Consider the following 14614-nt stretch of genomic DNA (forward strand, 5'->3'; position numbering starts at 1 on the left):
GCTCAGGAGCGTTGACGCGGACGTGTGCGGCAGCGCACCTCGGGCGGCGGTACGGGCTCGGCCGGCGCGTCCGCCCGCGGGGCAACGGCGTGCCGCAGGCGCGGGAAGGCGTACCGCCGGGCCGCAGCGACCGTGGCCAGGGCCAGCACGGCCGGCGGCAGGGCGGTCCAGGGGAGGGCTCCGGGGCCCAGCGCGTCCAGCGCCACGCCGCCGGTGAGGGAACCGGCGGCGATGCCCGCGTTGTAGACCGTGGTCTGCAACGCCGTCGCCACGTCGGCCTCGGCCGGCCCCGAGGCGTCGACCAGCGCGGTCTGGATCAGCGTCGGCGCCCCGCCGAAGGCCACGCCCCACAGCGCCACCGCGCCGAGCAGCAGCGGGTGCGCCCGCGACCCCAGGCCCAGCACGATCAGGACCCCGGCGAACAGCGCGAGCGCACCGAGCAGCGTCGCGCGCAGGTGCCCGTCGATCAGGACCCCGGTGATCCAGATCCCGGCCACGGTGGCCGTCCCGAACACCGCGAGCAGCAGGCCCGTACGGCCGTAGCCGGCCTGCCGGGCGAACGGGGCGACGTAGGTGTACATCACCTGGTGCCCCAGCAGCAGGAACAGGGTCACCGACAGCACGGGGCGGATGCCGGGGCGCTGCGCGACCCGGATGAGCGGCACGCGCGCGTGCGTGGGTTCGCCGGGGAAGGCGGGCACCCGCAGCCGTGTCCAGCCTGCGATCAGGACGGCGAGCGCGGCCAGTGTCGCGAAGGCCGCCCGCCAGCCCACGGCACCGGCGAGGGCGGTACCGGCGGGCACTCCGAGGGACAGGGCCAGGGTGATGCCGGCGAGCACGATCGCGATGGCCCGCCCGCGCCGCTCGGCCGGTACCGTCCGGGCCGCGTAACCGGCCAGCATCGCCCACAGCGTGCCGCCGGTCGCGCCGGCCAGCAGCCGTGCCGCGAACGTGAGCGGATACGAGGACGACAGCGCCACCAGCGCGTTGCTGACGGCGAAGCCCAGCAGGGCGCCGCACAGCACCGGCCGCCGTGGCAGCCCGCGCAGGGCCGCGGTGACCGGGACCGCGGCCAGGAAGGAGGCGGCCGCGTAGGCGGTGACCAGGTAACCGATCCGGGACTCGGTCACCCCCAGCGGGGGCGCCATCGCGGGCAGCAGGCCGGCCGGCAGGAGTTCCGTGAGAACGGCGGTGAACGCGGCACAGGACAGGGCCAGCAGCCCCGACCACGGCAGCGGACCAGCTTTGACCCGGGAAGGCGTGGAGGACACGGTCATGCGACCATGGTCGGAGCCTGACATCAGTGTGAAGGTCAAGCGTGGACGGGGAGGCAGGCATGCGGATCGGTGAACTCTCCCACCGCACGGGCGTTCCCACCCGCCTGCTGCGCTACTACGAGGAACAGGATCTCCTCCACCCCGACCGCGCCGCCAACGGCTATCGCAGCTACCCGGAGTCCGCGGTCGCCGACATCCAGCAGATCCGCGGCCTGCTGGACTCCGGACTGACCACGGAGATGATCCGCGCCATCCTGCCGTTCCTCTCCGGCCCCGGCGAACTCCACCCGCCCGCCGAGTGCGTGACCTCCACGACGGCCGCCCTGCTCCAGGCACACATCGAGCGCATCCAGTCCCGCATCGACTGCCTGTCCCGCAACCGCGACCGGCTCAGCGCCTATCTGGCCGCCGTGCGGCCGGACCCGCGGTAATCGCGTTGCCCGGCCGGAGCATTCCTGCTGAGCTGGGCCCATGGATCACTCGGCGGTGCTCGCCCACTACGACCGTGACATGCGCGAGAACGCGACCCCGGACGGCCCCGCTGCCCGGATCGAACGGGCCGGCGGCGTGGTGCGTCAGGTCGCGGACGCGCACGGCTGGAACGGCGTGCTCTGGTCCGACCTGGACCGGGTGGGCGCGGACCGGGCGATCCAGGACCAGATCGCCCACTACACGAGCCTCGGCCGCGACTTCGAGTGGAAGCTCTACGGCCATGACCGGCCGGCGGACCTCGGCGACCGGCTCACCGCCGCCGGATTCCGTGCCGAGCCGGAGGAGACGCTGCTCGTCGGCGAGACCGAACGGTTCGCCGTGGACGCCGAACCGCCCGCGGGCGTCCGGCTCGTGCGGGCCACCGACCCGGCCGGCGTCGACCTCGTCGTGGACGTCCACGAGAAGGCCTTCGGGACCGACGGCACCCGGCTGCGGCACCGGCTGCTCGCCCGCCTGGCCGCCGACCCCGGCACGGTCGTCGCCGTGGTCGCCCTCGCCGGCGACGAACCCGTCAGCGCCGCCCGGATGGAGATGGTGCCCGGCACTTGGTTCGCCGGGCTGTGGGGCGGCGGCACCGTCGAGGCCTGGCGGGGCCGGGGCGTCTACCGCGCCCTGGTCGCCCACCGTGCCCGCGTGGCCGCCGCCCACGGCTACCGCTACCTCCAGGTCGACGCGTCAGCGATGAGCCGCCCGATCCTCGAACGCCTCGGCTTCCACGCCCTGAGCACCACGACCCCCTATCTGTACGGGGGTTGACCCCGGCGTCAGTGGCGCACCCGGGCCCGGTCCAGGGCCGCGATCCCCGCCGCGGCGAGGGCGATCTGGATGAACCACTCTATCCAGTCGGGCCCCTTGGTGTCCGCCACCCCGAAGCCGGCGGCGATCGCCGAGCCCAGCAGCGCGGCCACGATGCCGACGACGATGGTCCACAGGATGCCGATGTGCTGTCGTCCGGGGACGACCAGGCGCCCCAGGACGCCGATGACAAGGCCGATGACGATGGCGCTGATGATGCCCGAGATCTCCATGACCACCCCTTTTTGTGTTGCCTCCCGCTCATCGTCTGCCCGCTGTGAGCGGAGGCAGTCCGCTCGGCTCATTGCCGGGACTTTCTGTTCATCCGGCCTTCATGCCATGTACCTTTCAACCAATCGACGCGTGTAGAACCCTCAAGCGGGCTCTACGCGCGCAGACTTGGCGCCGCACCGCCTCTCCCCACCCCTCATGGAGGTTCGCCGGATGCTTGGATCCAGGAGATCCCGCCGCAGACTCACCACCGCCCTGGCCGGATTCGGGCTGCTGCTCGCCGGGGCCGCGGTCCAGGTCGGCAGCGGCACCGCCGCCCACGCGGCGACCACGCACCGCATCCTGTTCGACAACGCCCACGCCGAGACGGCCGGCAACGCCGACTGGATCATCTCCACCAGCCAGCCCGACCCGCTCGGCCAGGACTCCACCCCGTCGGCCGAGACGGACTGGACCGGCGCCCTGTCCTCCTGGGGCGTGGCGCTGCAGAAGACGGGCGACTACAGCCTGAAGACCCTGCCGTCCGGCTCCAGCCTCAGCTACGGCGGTTCGTCCTCGCTCGACCTGTCGAACTTCGACACGCTGGTCCTCCCGGAGCCCAACACGCTGTTCACCAGCGCCGAGAAGACGGCGATCATGAACTTCGTCAAGAACGGCGGCGGGCTGTTCATGATCTCCGACCACACCGGAGCCGACCGCAACAACGACGGCGAGGACGCGGTCGAGATCCTCAACGACCTGATGACGAACAACAGCGTCGACTCCACCGACCCGTTCGGCTTCTCGATCGACTCGCTGGACGTCAAGAGCGACTACCCGGCCGCGATCAGCGACAGCACCAACCCGGTCCTGCACGGCTCCTTCGGCACGGTCACCAAGAGCCTGATCGCCGACGGCACGACCGCCACCCTCAAGCCCGCCGACAACTCCTCCGTCAAGGGCCTGGTCTACCGCAGCGGCTACTCCGGCAACACCGGTGCCTTCTTCCTCACCAGTACGTTCGGCAGCGGCCGGGTCGCCTTCTGGGGCGACAGCTCCCCGATCGACGACGGCACCGGCCAGTCCGGCAACACCCTGTACGACGGCTGGAACGACTCCGGCGCCACCAACGCGGCCCTCGCCCTCAACACCACGGCCTGGCTGGCCGGTTCGGGCACCAGCAGCGGTGGCGGAGGCGGCGGCACCGGCGGCTGCACCGCCGCCCAGCTGCTGGCCAACCCCGGCTTCGAGTCCGGTGCCACCTCCTGGACCGCCTCCAGCGGTGTCATCAGCAACGACACGGGTGAGGCCGCCCGCACCGGCTCCTACAAGGCCTGGCTGGACGGCTACGGTTCCGCCCACACCGACACGCTCTCCCAGCCGGTGACCGTCCCCGCGGGCTGCACGACTGCCACGCTCTCCTTCTACCTGCACGTGGACACAGCGGAGACGAGCACCTCGACGGCCTACGACACCCTCAAGGCACAGGTGGTCAACAGCAGCGGCACGGTGCTGTCGACGCTCGCGACCTACTCGAACCTGAACGCGGCGAGCGGCTACACCCAGCGCAGCTTCAGCCTCGCGAGTTACGCGGGCCAGACGGTCACCGTCAAGTTCACCGGCACGGAGGGCTCCACCCTCCAGACGTCGTTCGTGATCGACGACACCGCGCTCAACGTCAGCTGAACCACGAGGGGGCGGGCCGTCCGGGCCCGCCCCCGCCCGGTCAGGCCGCCGGCACCGTGGTCTGCGGTACGTTCCAGCCGGAGACCCGCACAGCCGGCGCCGAGCCGTGCAGATCGGCCGTGCGGTAGGTGGCGGTCAGCGTCACCGACTCGCCCGGCCACAGGCTCACCTCGTTGTCCGACCAGCGCACCGGCAGCACCGGCTTCCCCTGCCCGTCCACGAGGTGGGCGTCCGTCAGCAGCGCCGGGGTCTTCCCGCTGCCCGCGTTCCGCAGCGTGACCGTCGTGGTCGAGGTCCCCTCCGACGACTCGGTGACCGCCGTCGCCGACACCGGCACCGGCGCCATCGAGGCGAGCCCCTGGAGGTCGGCGTAGCTCGTCGTGGGCGTGTAGTACCAGGTGGTACCACTCCAGTCGAGGGCGTCGGGCCGGGTGGAGAGCCAGTACACGTTCCGGCTCACCTCCTTGCCGTCCGCGCCCGTCAGGACCAGACGCAGCAGATACGCCGACGCCAGTCCGCTCACCGAGGACGGCAGGGTGAAGGCGGTGCCGTGCGCCCCGTCGCCGCTCACCGCCAGGCCCGTGGCGGTCTTGTCGTACCTCTGCGTGCCGTCGGGATCGAACAGCGTGGCGCGTGCGGTGAGGCCGCTCGCCGGGGCGTGCCCGTGGTTGACGACGACGACCGAGCGGTCGTCGTAGGAGTACTGGACGTGCACCGGCTCGTTCGCCTTCTTCGCGCCGAAGTAGGCCCCGCCCTGGTCCAGGTAGCGGTCCGTCAGCTGCCAGTGCAGCGAGGTCCAGCCGCTGTTGAACATCCAGTGGATGACGCCGGTCGAGGGCGCCGTGGAGTCCGTGGCGTTGCGGTCGTAGGCCTCGTACTGGGCGCGGACGTTCTCGTACTGGGCCAGCTGGGCCTTGCGCACATAGTCGGCGAGGCTCGTCGGGGCGCCGTAGCGGCCGGCGAGGGCGGCGTCGTAGATCTTGAGCGTGCCGAAGGTCGGGGACGGCGAGCGGTGGTACTGCTTGGCGTCCGGGTCCTTCCAGAGGGTGTCCAGTTCGGCGGGGGTCATCATGCGGCGGAGCGTGTCGAGGGTGGGGATGCCCGGGCCCGCGCTGGTCTCGGAGTTGAAGCCGGTGGCCCCGCCCTCGCGTTTGGCGTACCAGTACCCCGGCGGTACCCAGTCGTACGGCCCGGTCATCTTCATGCCCGAACCGCCGAGCTGCGGGGACGCCTTCCCGGAGGCGGCGGGGACCACCGGAGCGGTCCAGTCGGCGGCCTTCAGGGCGTCCAGGTAGGTCTTCTCGATCCTCGCGTCGGGGGCGAAGTCGCTGCCGATCAGGAAGGAGATCACGCTCGGGTGGTCGCGCAGCCGGGCGGCCTCGGCGGCCATGGACGCCTGCGCCACCGGATAGTCGGCCTCGGTCCACTTGTCGCCGGCCTCGCTGCCGTTGACCTGGCCCTCCCACTTGTCGCAGCACTCCCAGCCGGGCAGGGTGAGCACGCCGTAGCGGTCGGCCAGGTCGAAGAACTCGTCCGGCTCCAGGTGGCCTTCCAGGCGGATCGTGTTCAGACCCAGGTCGACGGCGTACTTCAGCCGGTCCTCGGCATACGTGCGGTCCCAGCGCAGGAACTCGTCCGGGGACCAGCCGCCCCCCTTGATCAGCAGCCTGCGGCCGTTGATCCGGTACTCGCGAGCGCCGTCGGCGTTCAGGGGCGCCTGGACGTCACGGATGCCGAAGGTCTCGTGCGCGGTGTCCGAAGCCGTACCGGCGACGGACGCCGTCAGGTCGAGGTCGTACAGCGGCTGACCACCCATCCCGGCCGGCCACCACACCTTGGGCGAGGTGAGACGCAGGCCAGGGGTGTCGGCGGGGGAGAAGGTGACGGTCCTCGTCTCGTGGGCGGCCAGCGGCACCTGCCGGGTGAACGTCGTCGCGCCGATGCGTCCGGTGACCTCGGCGGTGACCGCGGCGCCGGTGTCGTTGCGGGCCTGTGCCCGCACCGTGAGGTCGGCGGAGGCGAGCGACGGCATCGCGAGCCTGGTCACGACGTGCGCGTCACGCAGCGCCACCGGGCCGCTCCTGCGCACCACGACGTCCCGGACGATGCCCATGTTCCGGTCCGCGGGCGGCTGGAGCCAGTCCAGCCAGCCCATGGTGAGGTCCTTGCTCGGGTCGTTGGGCTGGATGCGGAAGGCGACCGTGTTGGTGCCGGACCTGACCAGCGCGGTGATGTCCAGTTCGTGGTGCGGGTAGACGCCGGTGACGTCGGCGGCCTTCGCCACCTGGTGGCCGTTGACATAGACGTCGGCCGCGGAGATCACCCCGCTGAAGTCGAGGAAGGTGCGCCGGGTGGTGTCGTCGACCGTGAAGTCGGAGCGGTACCACCAGGGGACCTGGAAGTCGGCCTTCGCGATCTTCTGCTGGTTGGTGGAGAAGAACGGATCGGCGTACACGCCGTCGGCGAGCAGTGCGGCCAGGACCGTCGAGCGGGGCCCCGCCGGAAACCAGCCCTTGGCCGGGTAGCCGGGGGAGGAGACGGCCGCCGGTGCGTCGCTCATCTTCGTCGAGGACTGGATGGTGTATCCGTTGAGCGGGGTGCCGGTGCCGGCCGCGGAGGGGACGCGGGTGGCCGGGACGGGCCCGTGCGGCGGTACCTGGTGTCCGGCGCCGGCCCAGGCGCCGCTGGTCAGGGAGCCGAGCAGGGCGAGGGCCAGCCCGGTGACGGCGTACCGGCGTGTGGCGGCGGGGCGAGGGAGCATGGCAGAAGCACCGGCCTCGTAAAGTTAGGAAACTTTACTAACCTGGCTCAAGCTAGGGGGCGGCGCAGGCCGTGTCAATGACCGTCGGCCCCGGCGGTGTTGAGCCGGTCAGCTTCCGGCCGCCCTGCGCTCGAACACCAGGTCCCGTGCCGTCTCCAGCGCCGTGGCCACCGCGCCGAGCAGGACCGCGTCCTCGCCGAGCCGGCTCGGCGCGATCCGCGGACGCAGCGGGGTGAGGGTGCGCACGTGCTCCTGGACCGGGCGCAGCAGCAGGTCGACGCTGTGCCCGACGCCGCCGCCGAGCACCACCAGGTCGGGGTCGAGCACGGCGGCGGCCGCCGCCACGGTGTGCGCGATCCGCTCGCTCTCCCGTTCCACCGCCCGCGCGGCGGCCGGATGGCCCTGCCGGGCCGCGTCGAAGACCGCCTTCGCGGTGAGCTGCCCGCGCATCCCGAACTCCCGGGCGGCCTCCACCACGGCCACCCCGGACACCGCGTCCTCCAGCCGCTCCGGCTTGTGCCGGCCCGGCCAGGGCAGGAAGCCGATCTCACCGGCCAGCCCGTGCGCCCCCGTGAACAGCCGCCCCTCGCTGACGACGCCCATGCCGAGTCCGGTGCCGATCAGGATGTACGCGAACAGCCTGCTGCCCGCCGCGACGCCGTACGTGTACTCGCCGAGCGCGGCCAGATTGGCGTCGTTGTGCACCTCCAGCGGCACCCCCAGCTCCTCGCGCATCCGGTCGACGAGCCCCGCCCGCCCCCAGCCCGGCAGGTGCATGGCGTACCGCACCCTGCGCTGCTTCGCGTCGTAGACGCCGGGCGTGCCGACCACGCCGTGCACCACCTCGGCCGGGTCCACCCCCGAGTTGGCGATCACCTGCTGGGCGGTGCCCACGACCAGGTCGGCAAGGGCGGCCGAGGCGCGGGCCCGGTTGCGCACGTCGGCCCTGGCGACGACCGTGCCGTCCAGGTCGACCACCGCCACCCGCAGCCAGCCCCGGCCGATGTCCACGCCGAGCGCGTACCCGGCGGCGGGGTCGGGGGCATAGAGCACGGCGGTGCGTCCGCGCTCCGGGGCGTGGGTGCCGACCTCGTGCACCAGGCCGGCCGTCTCCAAAGAGGCCAGCGCGCTGGAGACCGTCGGCTTCGACAGGCCGGTCTCCCGGGCCAGCTGGGCGCGCGACGCGGCGCCGAGGGCGCGCAGCCGGTCCAGCAGCAGCCGCTCGTTGGCGCTGCGCAGCCGCCGGCGGCTCCAGGGCTGTTCCTGCTGCTCTTCGACGTCACTGGCGGTCATCGGACCATTCTCAGGTATTCCCGGCGCATACTTGACGCCCCTAGTAAGGCTCCTTAACTTTATCGGCCAGTCAGCCCGCCGGGTGCCGCCGAGGCCGCCCGTGGCGTCAGGAGTCCCCATGTCCGGTAGTCCTCCACCCACGGGTGGTTTCGTTCGCCGTGTCGGCCTGTTCCAGGCCACGGCCATCAACATGAGCCAGATGTGCGGCATCGGCCCGTTCGTCACGATCCCGCTGATGGTCACCGCCTTCGGCGGCCCCCAGGCGGTCATCGGCTTCGTCGCGGGCGCCGTCCTCGCCCTGTGCGACGGCCTGGTCTGGGCCGAACTGGGCGCCTCCATGCCCGGCTCCGGCGGCAGTTACGTCTATCTGCGCCAGGCCTTCCAGTACCGCACGGGCCGGCTGATGCCGTTCCTGTTCGTGTGGACGGCGATGCTCTTCATCCCGCTGATCATGTCCACGGGCGTGGTGGGCTTCGTGCAGTACCTGGGGTACCTGGCCCCGGACCTCGGGCCGACGGCGGGCGACCTGACCGGCCTCGGCGTCATCGCCCTGGTCGTGCTCCTGCTCTGGCGCGGCATCGAGCACATCGCGCGCATCACCGCCGTGATGTGGACCGTGATGATCGCCTCGGTGGTGCTGGTCATCGGCGCCGCGGCCACCGACTTCAGTCCGCACCGGGCCTTCACCTACCCGTCGGGCGCCTTCGACCTGACGAGCAACCACTTCTGGCTGGGCTTCGCCGCGGGCCTGACCATCGGCATCTACGACTACCTCGGCTACAACACCACCGCCTACATGGGCGCCGAGATCAAGGACCCCGGCCGCGCGCTCCCGCGTTCGATCCTCTTCTCCATCCTCGGCATCATGGCGATCTACCTGCTGCTCCAGATCGGCACGCTCGGGGTGATCGACTGGCAGCGGATGTCCGACCCGCACGACATCGCCTCCACCTCGGTCGCCTCGGCGGTGCTGGAGAGGACCTGGGGCAAGGGTGCCGCCGACACGGTGACCGTGCTGATCCTGGTCACGGCGTTCGCCTCGGTCTTCACCGGCCTGCTCGGCGGCTCCCGGGTGCCGTACGACGCCGCCCGCGACCGCGTCTTCTTCAAGCCGTACGAGAAGCTGCACCCCGAGCACCGCTTCCCGACGCTGGGCCTCGCGACCATGGGCGTGATCACCGCGGTCGGCTTCCTGATCGGCCGCCACACCGACCTCGCCACCCTGATCCAGCTCCTGACCACGGTGATGGTGATCGTCCAGGCGCTCGCCCAGATCGTGGCCGTGACCGTGCTGCGCCGGCGCCGGCCGGACCTGCGCCGCCCCTACCGGATGTGGCTCTACCCCCTGCCGGGCGTCATCGCGTTCGTCGGCTGGTGCGTGATCTACGGCTATGCCGACAGGAACTCCCCGGGCCGCCACCCCATCGAGTGGTCCCTGGCCTGGCTCGCCCTCGGCTGCGTGGCCTTCGTCGTGTGGGCGCGGACCGAGAAGGTGTGGCCGTTCGGCGAGCGGGAGATCACCGAGGAGTACAAGGTCCTTGAGATGAGCTAGGGTTACGGCAGACTTCGCGAGCCTCCCCGGACCGGACACCATGTCCGCCGGGGAGGCTGCGTGTATGACCGAGACATTCCCGGCGGACGTGACCGTCCGCCCCGCCACCCATCAGGACCGGCCCACCGTCGCACGGCTGTGGCTGATGTTCCGACACGACCTCTCCGAGTTCGGGGGCGTCCTGCCCGCCCCCGACGGCGGCTTCCGCGACGAGTGGGTCGACTGCGCCTTCACCCGGGCGGACTGGGCGCCGTACCTGTTCCTCAGCGACGAGCGTCCCGTCGGCTTCGCGTTCGTGCGCGGGCTCGACGGCCCGGTGCGGGTGCTGAACAGCTTCTTCGTCGTGCGCGGCGCGCGGCGGCGCGGGCTCGGGACGCGCCTCGTGGAGGAGGTGCTGCGCCGGCACCCCGGGACGTGGGAGATCGCCTACCAGGACCACAACCCGGTCGCCGTACGGTTCTGGCCGTACGTCGCCCGGGTGCTGGCCGGGGACGCCTGGACGCGCGAGCTCCGGCCGGTGCCGGACCGGCCGGAGCTGCCTCCGGACGTGTGGATCTCCCTCGCCGTGACCGGCTGAGCGGGGCCGGTCCGCCAGGCGGACCGGCCTCACCTTCCTCGCGTCCTCGACTACGGCCTGGGGGTGCTCCTCGCCGCCGTACCGGCGCAGACGAGGCCGAGTACGAGCGCGAGTGCGCCGATGACGATGTTGTTGATGATCACGCCCGCGTCGGGGCCGCTGCCCACGATCCAGGGGGCGATGATCATCCAGATGCCCATGGCGCACATGGCCCAGCTGAGGCCGTACATCCGCTCGGGGGCCCGGGTGAATCCCAGTGCCAGCAGCCCTATCGCGACACCGATGATCAGGTTGTGCGTCATCAGGGCGGGCTGGCTCGCCGTGTAGTGCACTATCCACGGAGATGCCGCGCAGTAGAGCCCGAGCAGGAAGACCGGCCCGTCCACGAGCGCCACATCACGACCGCCGAGCATACGGGCGTAGCGGTCCCGCATTTCGGAGACATCGGGGTGGGTCGTCATATCACCCCTGTGCAGGTTGGCCATGACTCGTCTCCTTTGACTTCGCAGGCCAGACCGCGTCTGGTGCGGTGTGCGGATATCCCCGCATATTCCCAGTTTGCTCTTATTTATTCTTTATGTGTAGACCCGCGTCGGGTGACATGTCGGCGTCGACCCGGGGAAGCCGAGAAGTACAGGACGTACATTCCGTCCGGCTGCCGACCCTGGAGGTGACCGACCGTCATGGATGCGAAGGTGCTGGAGCGGTTCCCCGCGGGGGCCCCGCGCGGATCGTGGCCCGCCGAGGAGTACGCGGCCGCGCGCCGGGCCGCGGGTGAGCGGGTGACCGTGGTGATGGACCTGAAGTCCGACGCCTTCCTCGTCGTCGCCGAGGCGCCGGACGGCGACGGCCACCGCTGAGCGGGGACCCGCGGCCGGGACGCGGGGGCCCGGCGTGCCGGGCTCAGGCCGCCGTCAGTTCCCGTGCCCGGTGTACGAACGCCGCGTGCAGGTCCCGGGCCGCCTGCGGCACCGACTCCGCGCGTCGGCGCTGGAGCATCAGCAGCACCCGGGTGGTGTCGCCGGCGATCGGCCGGCAGGTGATCGTGCCGGACCGCTCCAGCGGGTCCCCGAGGACACTGAAGTCGGGCAGCACGGTCACCCCGAGCCCCTCGGCGACCAGCAGCTTGCCCATCTCCGCGCCGTCGGTGGAGCAGGAGAACGCCGGCGTACGGCCGGACAGCAGCCGGTGCACGTACCGGTGCATCACATAACCGGTGCGCATCGCGATCAACGGCACACCGAGCAGGTCCTCGGCACCGACCGCCGGCAGTGAGGCGAGCGGGCTGTCCGGGCGCAGGCACACCACCGGCCGGCCGCGCAGCAGCTGTGTGCACTCCATGCCCGCCGGCACGTCGTCGCCGTCCAGGTGGTTCACCAGCCCCAGGTCGAAGCCGCCCTCCACGAGACCGCGCTGGATCTCCGTCTGCTGCGCCCCGACCACCTCGACCTGGGTGACCGGATGCGCGGACCGGAACGCGCGCAGCACGGGAATCAGCAGCGGCACGGTCGCCGCGTTGACCGTCCCGACGCGCACCATCCGGCTGATGCGGTGCTGCTCGCCGGCCGCCGCCCGCAGCCGGTCCACCGCCTCCAGCACGCTCACGATGTGCGGCAGCAGCTCCCGGCCCGCCGCGCTCATCGTGGCGCCCGACCGCTTCCGCTCCAACAGATCCACCCCGAGTTCCCGCTCCAGGTTGCGCACGGTCTCGCTCAACGCGGGCTGGGACAGGCGCATTTCATCGGCCGCCCGGCGCAGTGAGCCGAGCCGGGTCACGGCCGCTATGTATTCCAGCTGTTCGGTCCGCACCGTCGCACAATGCCGGGCACCCACGGACCGGTTCAAGGGTTTTCCTGTCACACCTTCGTGAAATTCAGTGGTCCGCGATACGAGACCGGTCGGGTTCTCCTTGACGGCTTTGACCGGCGACTGCCACGATCGACGGCATGACGATGCGACTGGACCTCACGCGGCGACGCCATGTCGACCTCGCGCGCGTTTCCAGCGCCTCCTGTTGCGCCGCGGCCTGATCGCCCGAATCCTCCTCCGGTCCGCCGCCCCCGCTCTCCTCCGGCACCGCCTGAATTCTCCGCTCCCTGCCCGCACGGAATTCGGCCTGCCCGGAAAACGTCACCGAGCAATTCCGCACCAGGAGTTCCGCATGCCCGCAGCGCCCCTGAAATTCGCCTACTGGGTCCCCAACGTCAGTGGGGGACTCGTCACCAGCACGATCGAACAGCGCACCGACTGGGGATACGACTACAACCGCGAACTCGCCGTACTCGCCGAGAACAACGGGTTCGAGTACGCCCTCAGCCAGGTCCGCTACATGGCCAGTTACGGCGCCGAGTACCAGCACGAGTCCACCAGCTTCAGCCTCGCCCTGCTGCTGGCCACCGAGCGCCTGAAGGTCATCGCCGCCGTCCACCCGGGTCTGTGGCACCCCGGTGTCCTCGCGAAACTCGGCGCCACCGCCGACCACCTGTCGAACGGCCGCTTCGCCGTGAACGTCGTCTCCGGCTGGTTCAAGGGCGAGTTCACCGCGCTCGGTGAGCCCTGGCTGGAGCACGACGAGCGCTACCGCCGGTCCGAGGAGTTCATCACCGCCCTGCGCCGGATCTGGACCGAGGACCACGCCGAACTCGCCGGTGACTTCTACCGGTTGCGTGACTTCTCGCTCAAGCCCAAGCCGCTCAGCACACCCGAGCGGCCGCACCCGGAGATCTTCCAGGGCGGCAACTCCACCGCCGCCCGGCGCATGGCCGGCCGGGTCTCCGACTGGTACTTCTCCAACGGCAAGGACTTCGACGGCGTCGTCGAGCAGATCGAGGACGTCCGCGCCGCCGCCGCCCAAGCGGGCCGCACCGCACCGAAGTTCGGCCTCAACGGCTTCCTCATCGCCCGGGACACCGAGGCCGAGGCGCGCGAGACCCTGCGCGAGATCGTCGCCAGGGCCGACACCGAGGCGGTCGAGGGCTTCGGCGCGGCCGTGAAGCAGGCGGGCCAGTCCACGGCCGACAAGAAGGGCATGTGGCAGGACTCCGCCTTCGAGGACCTCGTGCAGTACAACGACGGCTTCCGTACCGGGCTCATCGGCACCCCGGAGCAGATCGCGCAGCGCATCGTCGCCTACAAGAAGCTCGGCGTCGACCTCTTCCTCCTCGGCTTCCTGCACTACCACGAGGAGGTCGAGTACTTCGGCAAGCGCGTGCTCCCGCTCGTGCGGGAGCTGGAGGCCCGGCTGCCGCAGCAGGAGCCGGAGGCCGTGCCGGCGCGTGCCTGACCGGCCGCCGACCTCCTGCACGGCACCGCACCGCACCGCGTCGCATCGCACCGCGAGATTCGATTCCCCTCCCGGGCGCCCGCCCCGTACGGGCGCCCGGCGCACCCCCAGAAAACGAGGCACCCCATGGCCACCGTCCTGTCCGTCTCCGGCAGCCCCTCCGCCTCCTCCCGCACGGGACGCCTGCTGCGCCACCTGGACCAGCGGCTGATCGCCCAGGGTCACCAGGTGGTTCCGCTGGACGTCCGTACCATCCCCGCCGAGGCCCTGCTCGGCGCGGACTTCCGGCACCCCGCCATCGCCGAGGCCACCGAGCTGTTCGCCCGTGCCGACGGCGTCCTGATCGGCACACCCATCTACAAGGCGTCGTACTCCGGTGTCCTGAAGGCACTCCTGGACCTGCTTCCGCAGTACGCGCTCACCGGCAAGACCGTGCTGCCCCTGGCCACCGGCGGCTCCGCCGCGCACGTCCTCGCCATCGACTACGCGCTGCGCCCGGTGCTGAACTCCATGGGGGCGGCCCACATCGTCCAGGGCTGGTTCACCCTCGACAAGGACATCACCGTCCGGGAGGACGGCTCGCTCACCGTCGCCCCGGCCACGGCCGAGGCGCTCGGCCACGTGGTGGACCAGTTCTCCGCGGTCCTCGACCGCACCCCGGCCCTGGCCGCGGCGAGCTGAGCCGCCC

General features: G+C 71.4%; 15 protein-coding genes. 9 read left to right on the plus strand and 6 right to left on the minus strand.

Translation table 11 applies throughout. The features are described 5' to 3' along the window. Positions 1-2: 2 nt before the first annotated feature. Positions 3-1277: an MFS transporter gene (locus tag ACZ7HQ_RS18170; protein ID WP_470990557.1), complete on the minus strand. Its 1275-nt coding sequence runs from the start codon at positions 1275-1277 to the stop codon at positions 3-5. A gap of 59 nt (positions 1278-1336) precedes the next feature. Here ACZ7HQ_RS18170 and ACZ7HQ_RS18175 point away from each other — a divergent pair, with 59 nt between their 5' ends. Together ACZ7HQ_RS18175 and ACZ7HQ_RS18180 are read left to right on the plus strand one after the other, a co-directional pair. Continuing rightward, positions 1337-1708: a MerR family transcriptional regulator gene (locus tag ACZ7HQ_RS18175; RefSeq protein WP_470990559.1), complete on the plus strand. Its 372-nt coding sequence runs from the start codon at positions 1337-1339 to the stop codon at positions 1706-1708. 40 nt (positions 1709-1748) lie between these two features. Then, a complete protein-coding gene (locus ACZ7HQ_RS18180; protein ID WP_470990561.1) occupies positions 1749-2525 on the plus strand; it encodes a GNAT family N-acetyltransferase in 777 nt (258 codons plus the stop codon). A gap of 8 nt (positions 2526-2533) precedes the next feature. Here ACZ7HQ_RS18180 and ACZ7HQ_RS18185 read toward each other — a convergent pair whose 3' ends face one another. After that, positions 2534-2797, minus strand: coding sequence for a GlsB/YeaQ/YmgE family stress response membrane protein (locus ACZ7HQ_RS18185; protein WP_470990563.1), 264 nt, complete (start codon positions 2795-2797; stop codon positions 2534-2536). Positions 2798-3008: 211 nt separating this feature from the next. Between ACZ7HQ_RS18185 and ACZ7HQ_RS18190 the strand changes: the two genes are divergently transcribed. Then, positions 3009-4460 carry a hydrolase gene (locus ACZ7HQ_RS18190; RefSeq protein WP_470990565.1) on the plus strand — a complete coding sequence of 484 codons (1452 nt, stop codon included), beginning with the start codon at positions 3009-3011 and terminating at the stop codon, positions 4458-4460. A gap of 40 nt (positions 4461-4500) precedes the next feature. Here ACZ7HQ_RS18190 and ACZ7HQ_RS18195 read toward each other — a convergent pair whose 3' ends face one another. Then, positions 4501-7221 (minus strand): glycoside hydrolase family 2 protein, encoded by a 2721-nt coding sequence (locus ACZ7HQ_RS18195; protein ID WP_470990567.1) that lies wholly within the window; start codon positions 7219-7221, stop codon positions 4501-4503. 108 nt (positions 7222-7329) lie between these two features. Further along, positions 7330-8514: an ROK family transcriptional regulator gene (locus ACZ7HQ_RS18200; RefSeq protein ID WP_470990569.1), complete on the minus strand. Its 1185-nt coding sequence runs from the start codon at positions 8512-8514 to the stop codon at positions 7330-7332. Between the two features lie 118 nt (positions 8515-8632). Between ACZ7HQ_RS18200 and ACZ7HQ_RS18205 the strand changes: the two genes are divergently transcribed. Together ACZ7HQ_RS18205 and ACZ7HQ_RS18210 are read left to right on the plus strand one after the other, a co-directional pair. Further along, positions 8633-10066 carry an APC family permease gene (locus ACZ7HQ_RS18205; RefSeq protein ID WP_470990570.1) on the plus strand — a complete coding sequence of 478 codons (1434 nt, stop codon included), beginning with the start codon at positions 8633-8635 and terminating at the stop codon, positions 10064-10066. A 64-nt stretch (positions 10067-10130) separates the two neighbouring features. Continuing rightward, the gene (locus ACZ7HQ_RS18210; RefSeq protein ID WP_470990572.1) at positions 10131-10643 is read left to right on the plus strand and encodes a GNAT family N-acetyltransferase; all 513 of its coding nucleotides are present in this window, start codon (positions 10131-10133) and stop codon (positions 10641-10643) included. Positions 10644-10693: 50 nt separating this feature from the next. Here ACZ7HQ_RS18210 and ACZ7HQ_RS18215 read toward each other — a convergent pair whose 3' ends face one another. Then, positions 10694-11128: an SPW repeat protein gene (locus ACZ7HQ_RS18215; RefSeq protein WP_470990574.1), complete on the minus strand. Its 435-nt coding sequence runs from the start codon at positions 11126-11128 to the stop codon at positions 10694-10696. Positions 11129-11326: 198 nt separating this feature from the next. Between ACZ7HQ_RS18215 and ACZ7HQ_RS18220 the strand changes: the two genes are divergently transcribed. Further along, on the plus strand, positions 11327-11503 hold the full coding sequence (locus ACZ7HQ_RS18220) for a hypothetical protein (protein ID WP_470990576.1): 177 nt from the start codon (positions 11327-11329) through the stop codon (positions 11501-11503). A 43-nt stretch (positions 11504-11546) separates the two neighbouring features. Here ACZ7HQ_RS18220 and ACZ7HQ_RS18225 read toward each other — a convergent pair whose 3' ends face one another. Further along, positions 11547-12452, minus strand: coding sequence for a LysR family transcriptional regulator (locus ACZ7HQ_RS18225; protein ID WP_470990578.1), 906 nt, complete (start codon positions 12450-12452; stop codon positions 11547-11549). Between the two features lie 143 nt (positions 12453-12595). Here ACZ7HQ_RS18225 and ACZ7HQ_RS18230 point away from each other — a divergent pair, with 143 nt between their 5' ends. The 3 genes from ACZ7HQ_RS18230 to ssuE all read left to right on the plus strand — a co-directional run bounded on the left by ACZ7HQ_RS18230 (position 12596) and on the right by ssuE (position 14607). Next, entirely contained in the window at positions 12596-12673 is a 78-nt protein-coding gene (locus ACZ7HQ_RS18230; protein WP_350786652.1) for a putative leader peptide, read from the plus strand. A 131-nt stretch (positions 12674-12804) separates the two neighbouring features. Next, positions 12805-13926 (plus strand): dimethylsulfone monooxygenase SfnG, encoded by a 1122-nt coding sequence (gene sfnG, locus ACZ7HQ_RS18235; protein WP_470990580.1) that lies wholly within the window; start codon positions 12805-12807, stop codon positions 13924-13926. Positions 13927-14052: 126 nt separating this feature from the next. Beyond that, positions 14053-14607, plus strand: coding sequence for an NADPH-dependent FMN reductase (gene ssuE, locus ACZ7HQ_RS18240; protein WP_470990582.1), 555 nt, complete (start codon positions 14053-14055; stop codon positions 14605-14607). Positions 14608-14614 lie beyond the last annotated feature (7 nt).

It is taken from the genome of Streptomyces sp. NPDC037290, from assembly GCF_055603245.1.

Excerpts from the sequence above, each read along its gene's own strand:
- ACZ7HQ_RS18170 (WP_470990557.1), bottom strand. The coding sequence starts at position 1,277 with ATGACCGTGTCCTCCACGCCTTCCCGGGTCAAAGCTGGTCCGCTGCCG.
- ACZ7HQ_RS18175 (WP_470990559.1), top strand. The coding sequence starts at position 1,337 with ATGCGGATCGGTGAACTCTCCCACCGCACGGGCGTTCCCACCCGCCTG.
- ACZ7HQ_RS18180 (WP_470990561.1), top strand. The coding sequence starts at position 1,749 with ATGGATCACTCGGCGGTGCTCGCCCACTACGACCGTGACATGCGCGAG.
- ACZ7HQ_RS18185 (WP_470990563.1), bottom strand. The coding sequence starts at position 2,797 with ATGGAGATCTCGGGCATCATCAGCGCCATCGTCATCGGCCTTGTCATC.
- ACZ7HQ_RS18190 (WP_470990565.1), top strand. The coding sequence starts at position 3,009 with ATGCTTGGATCCAGGAGATCCCGCCGCAGACTCACCACCGCCCTGGCC.
- ACZ7HQ_RS18195 (WP_470990567.1), bottom strand. The coding sequence starts at position 7,221 with ATGCTCCCTCGCCCCGCCGCCACACGCCGGTACGCCGTCACCGGGCTG.
- ACZ7HQ_RS18200 (WP_470990569.1), bottom strand. The coding sequence starts at position 8,514 with ATGACCGCCAGTGACGTCGAAGAGCAGCAGGAACAGCCCTGGAGCCGC.
- ACZ7HQ_RS18205 (WP_470990570.1), top strand. The coding sequence starts at position 8,633 with ATGTCCGGTAGTCCTCCACCCACGGGTGGTTTCGTTCGCCGTGTCGGC.
- ACZ7HQ_RS18210 (WP_470990572.1), top strand. The coding sequence starts at position 10,131 with ATGACCGAGACATTCCCGGCGGACGTGACCGTCCGCCCCGCCACCCAT.
- ACZ7HQ_RS18215 (WP_470990574.1), bottom strand. The coding sequence starts at position 11,128 with ATGGCCAACCTGCACAGGGGTGATATGACGACCCACCCCGATGTCTCC.
- ACZ7HQ_RS18220 (WP_470990576.1), top strand. The coding sequence starts at position 11,327 with ATGGATGCGAAGGTGCTGGAGCGGTTCCCCGCGGGGGCCCCGCGCGGA.
- ACZ7HQ_RS18230 (WP_350786652.1), top strand. The coding sequence starts at position 12,596 with ATGCGACTGGACCTCACGCGGCGACGCCATGTCGACCTCGCGCGCGTT.
- sfnG (WP_470990580.1), top strand. The coding sequence starts at position 12,805 with ATGCCCGCAGCGCCCCTGAAATTCGCCTACTGGGTCCCCAACGTCAGT.
- ssuE (WP_470990582.1), top strand. The coding sequence starts at position 14,053 with ATGGCCACCGTCCTGTCCGTCTCCGGCAGCCCCTCCGCCTCCTCCCGC.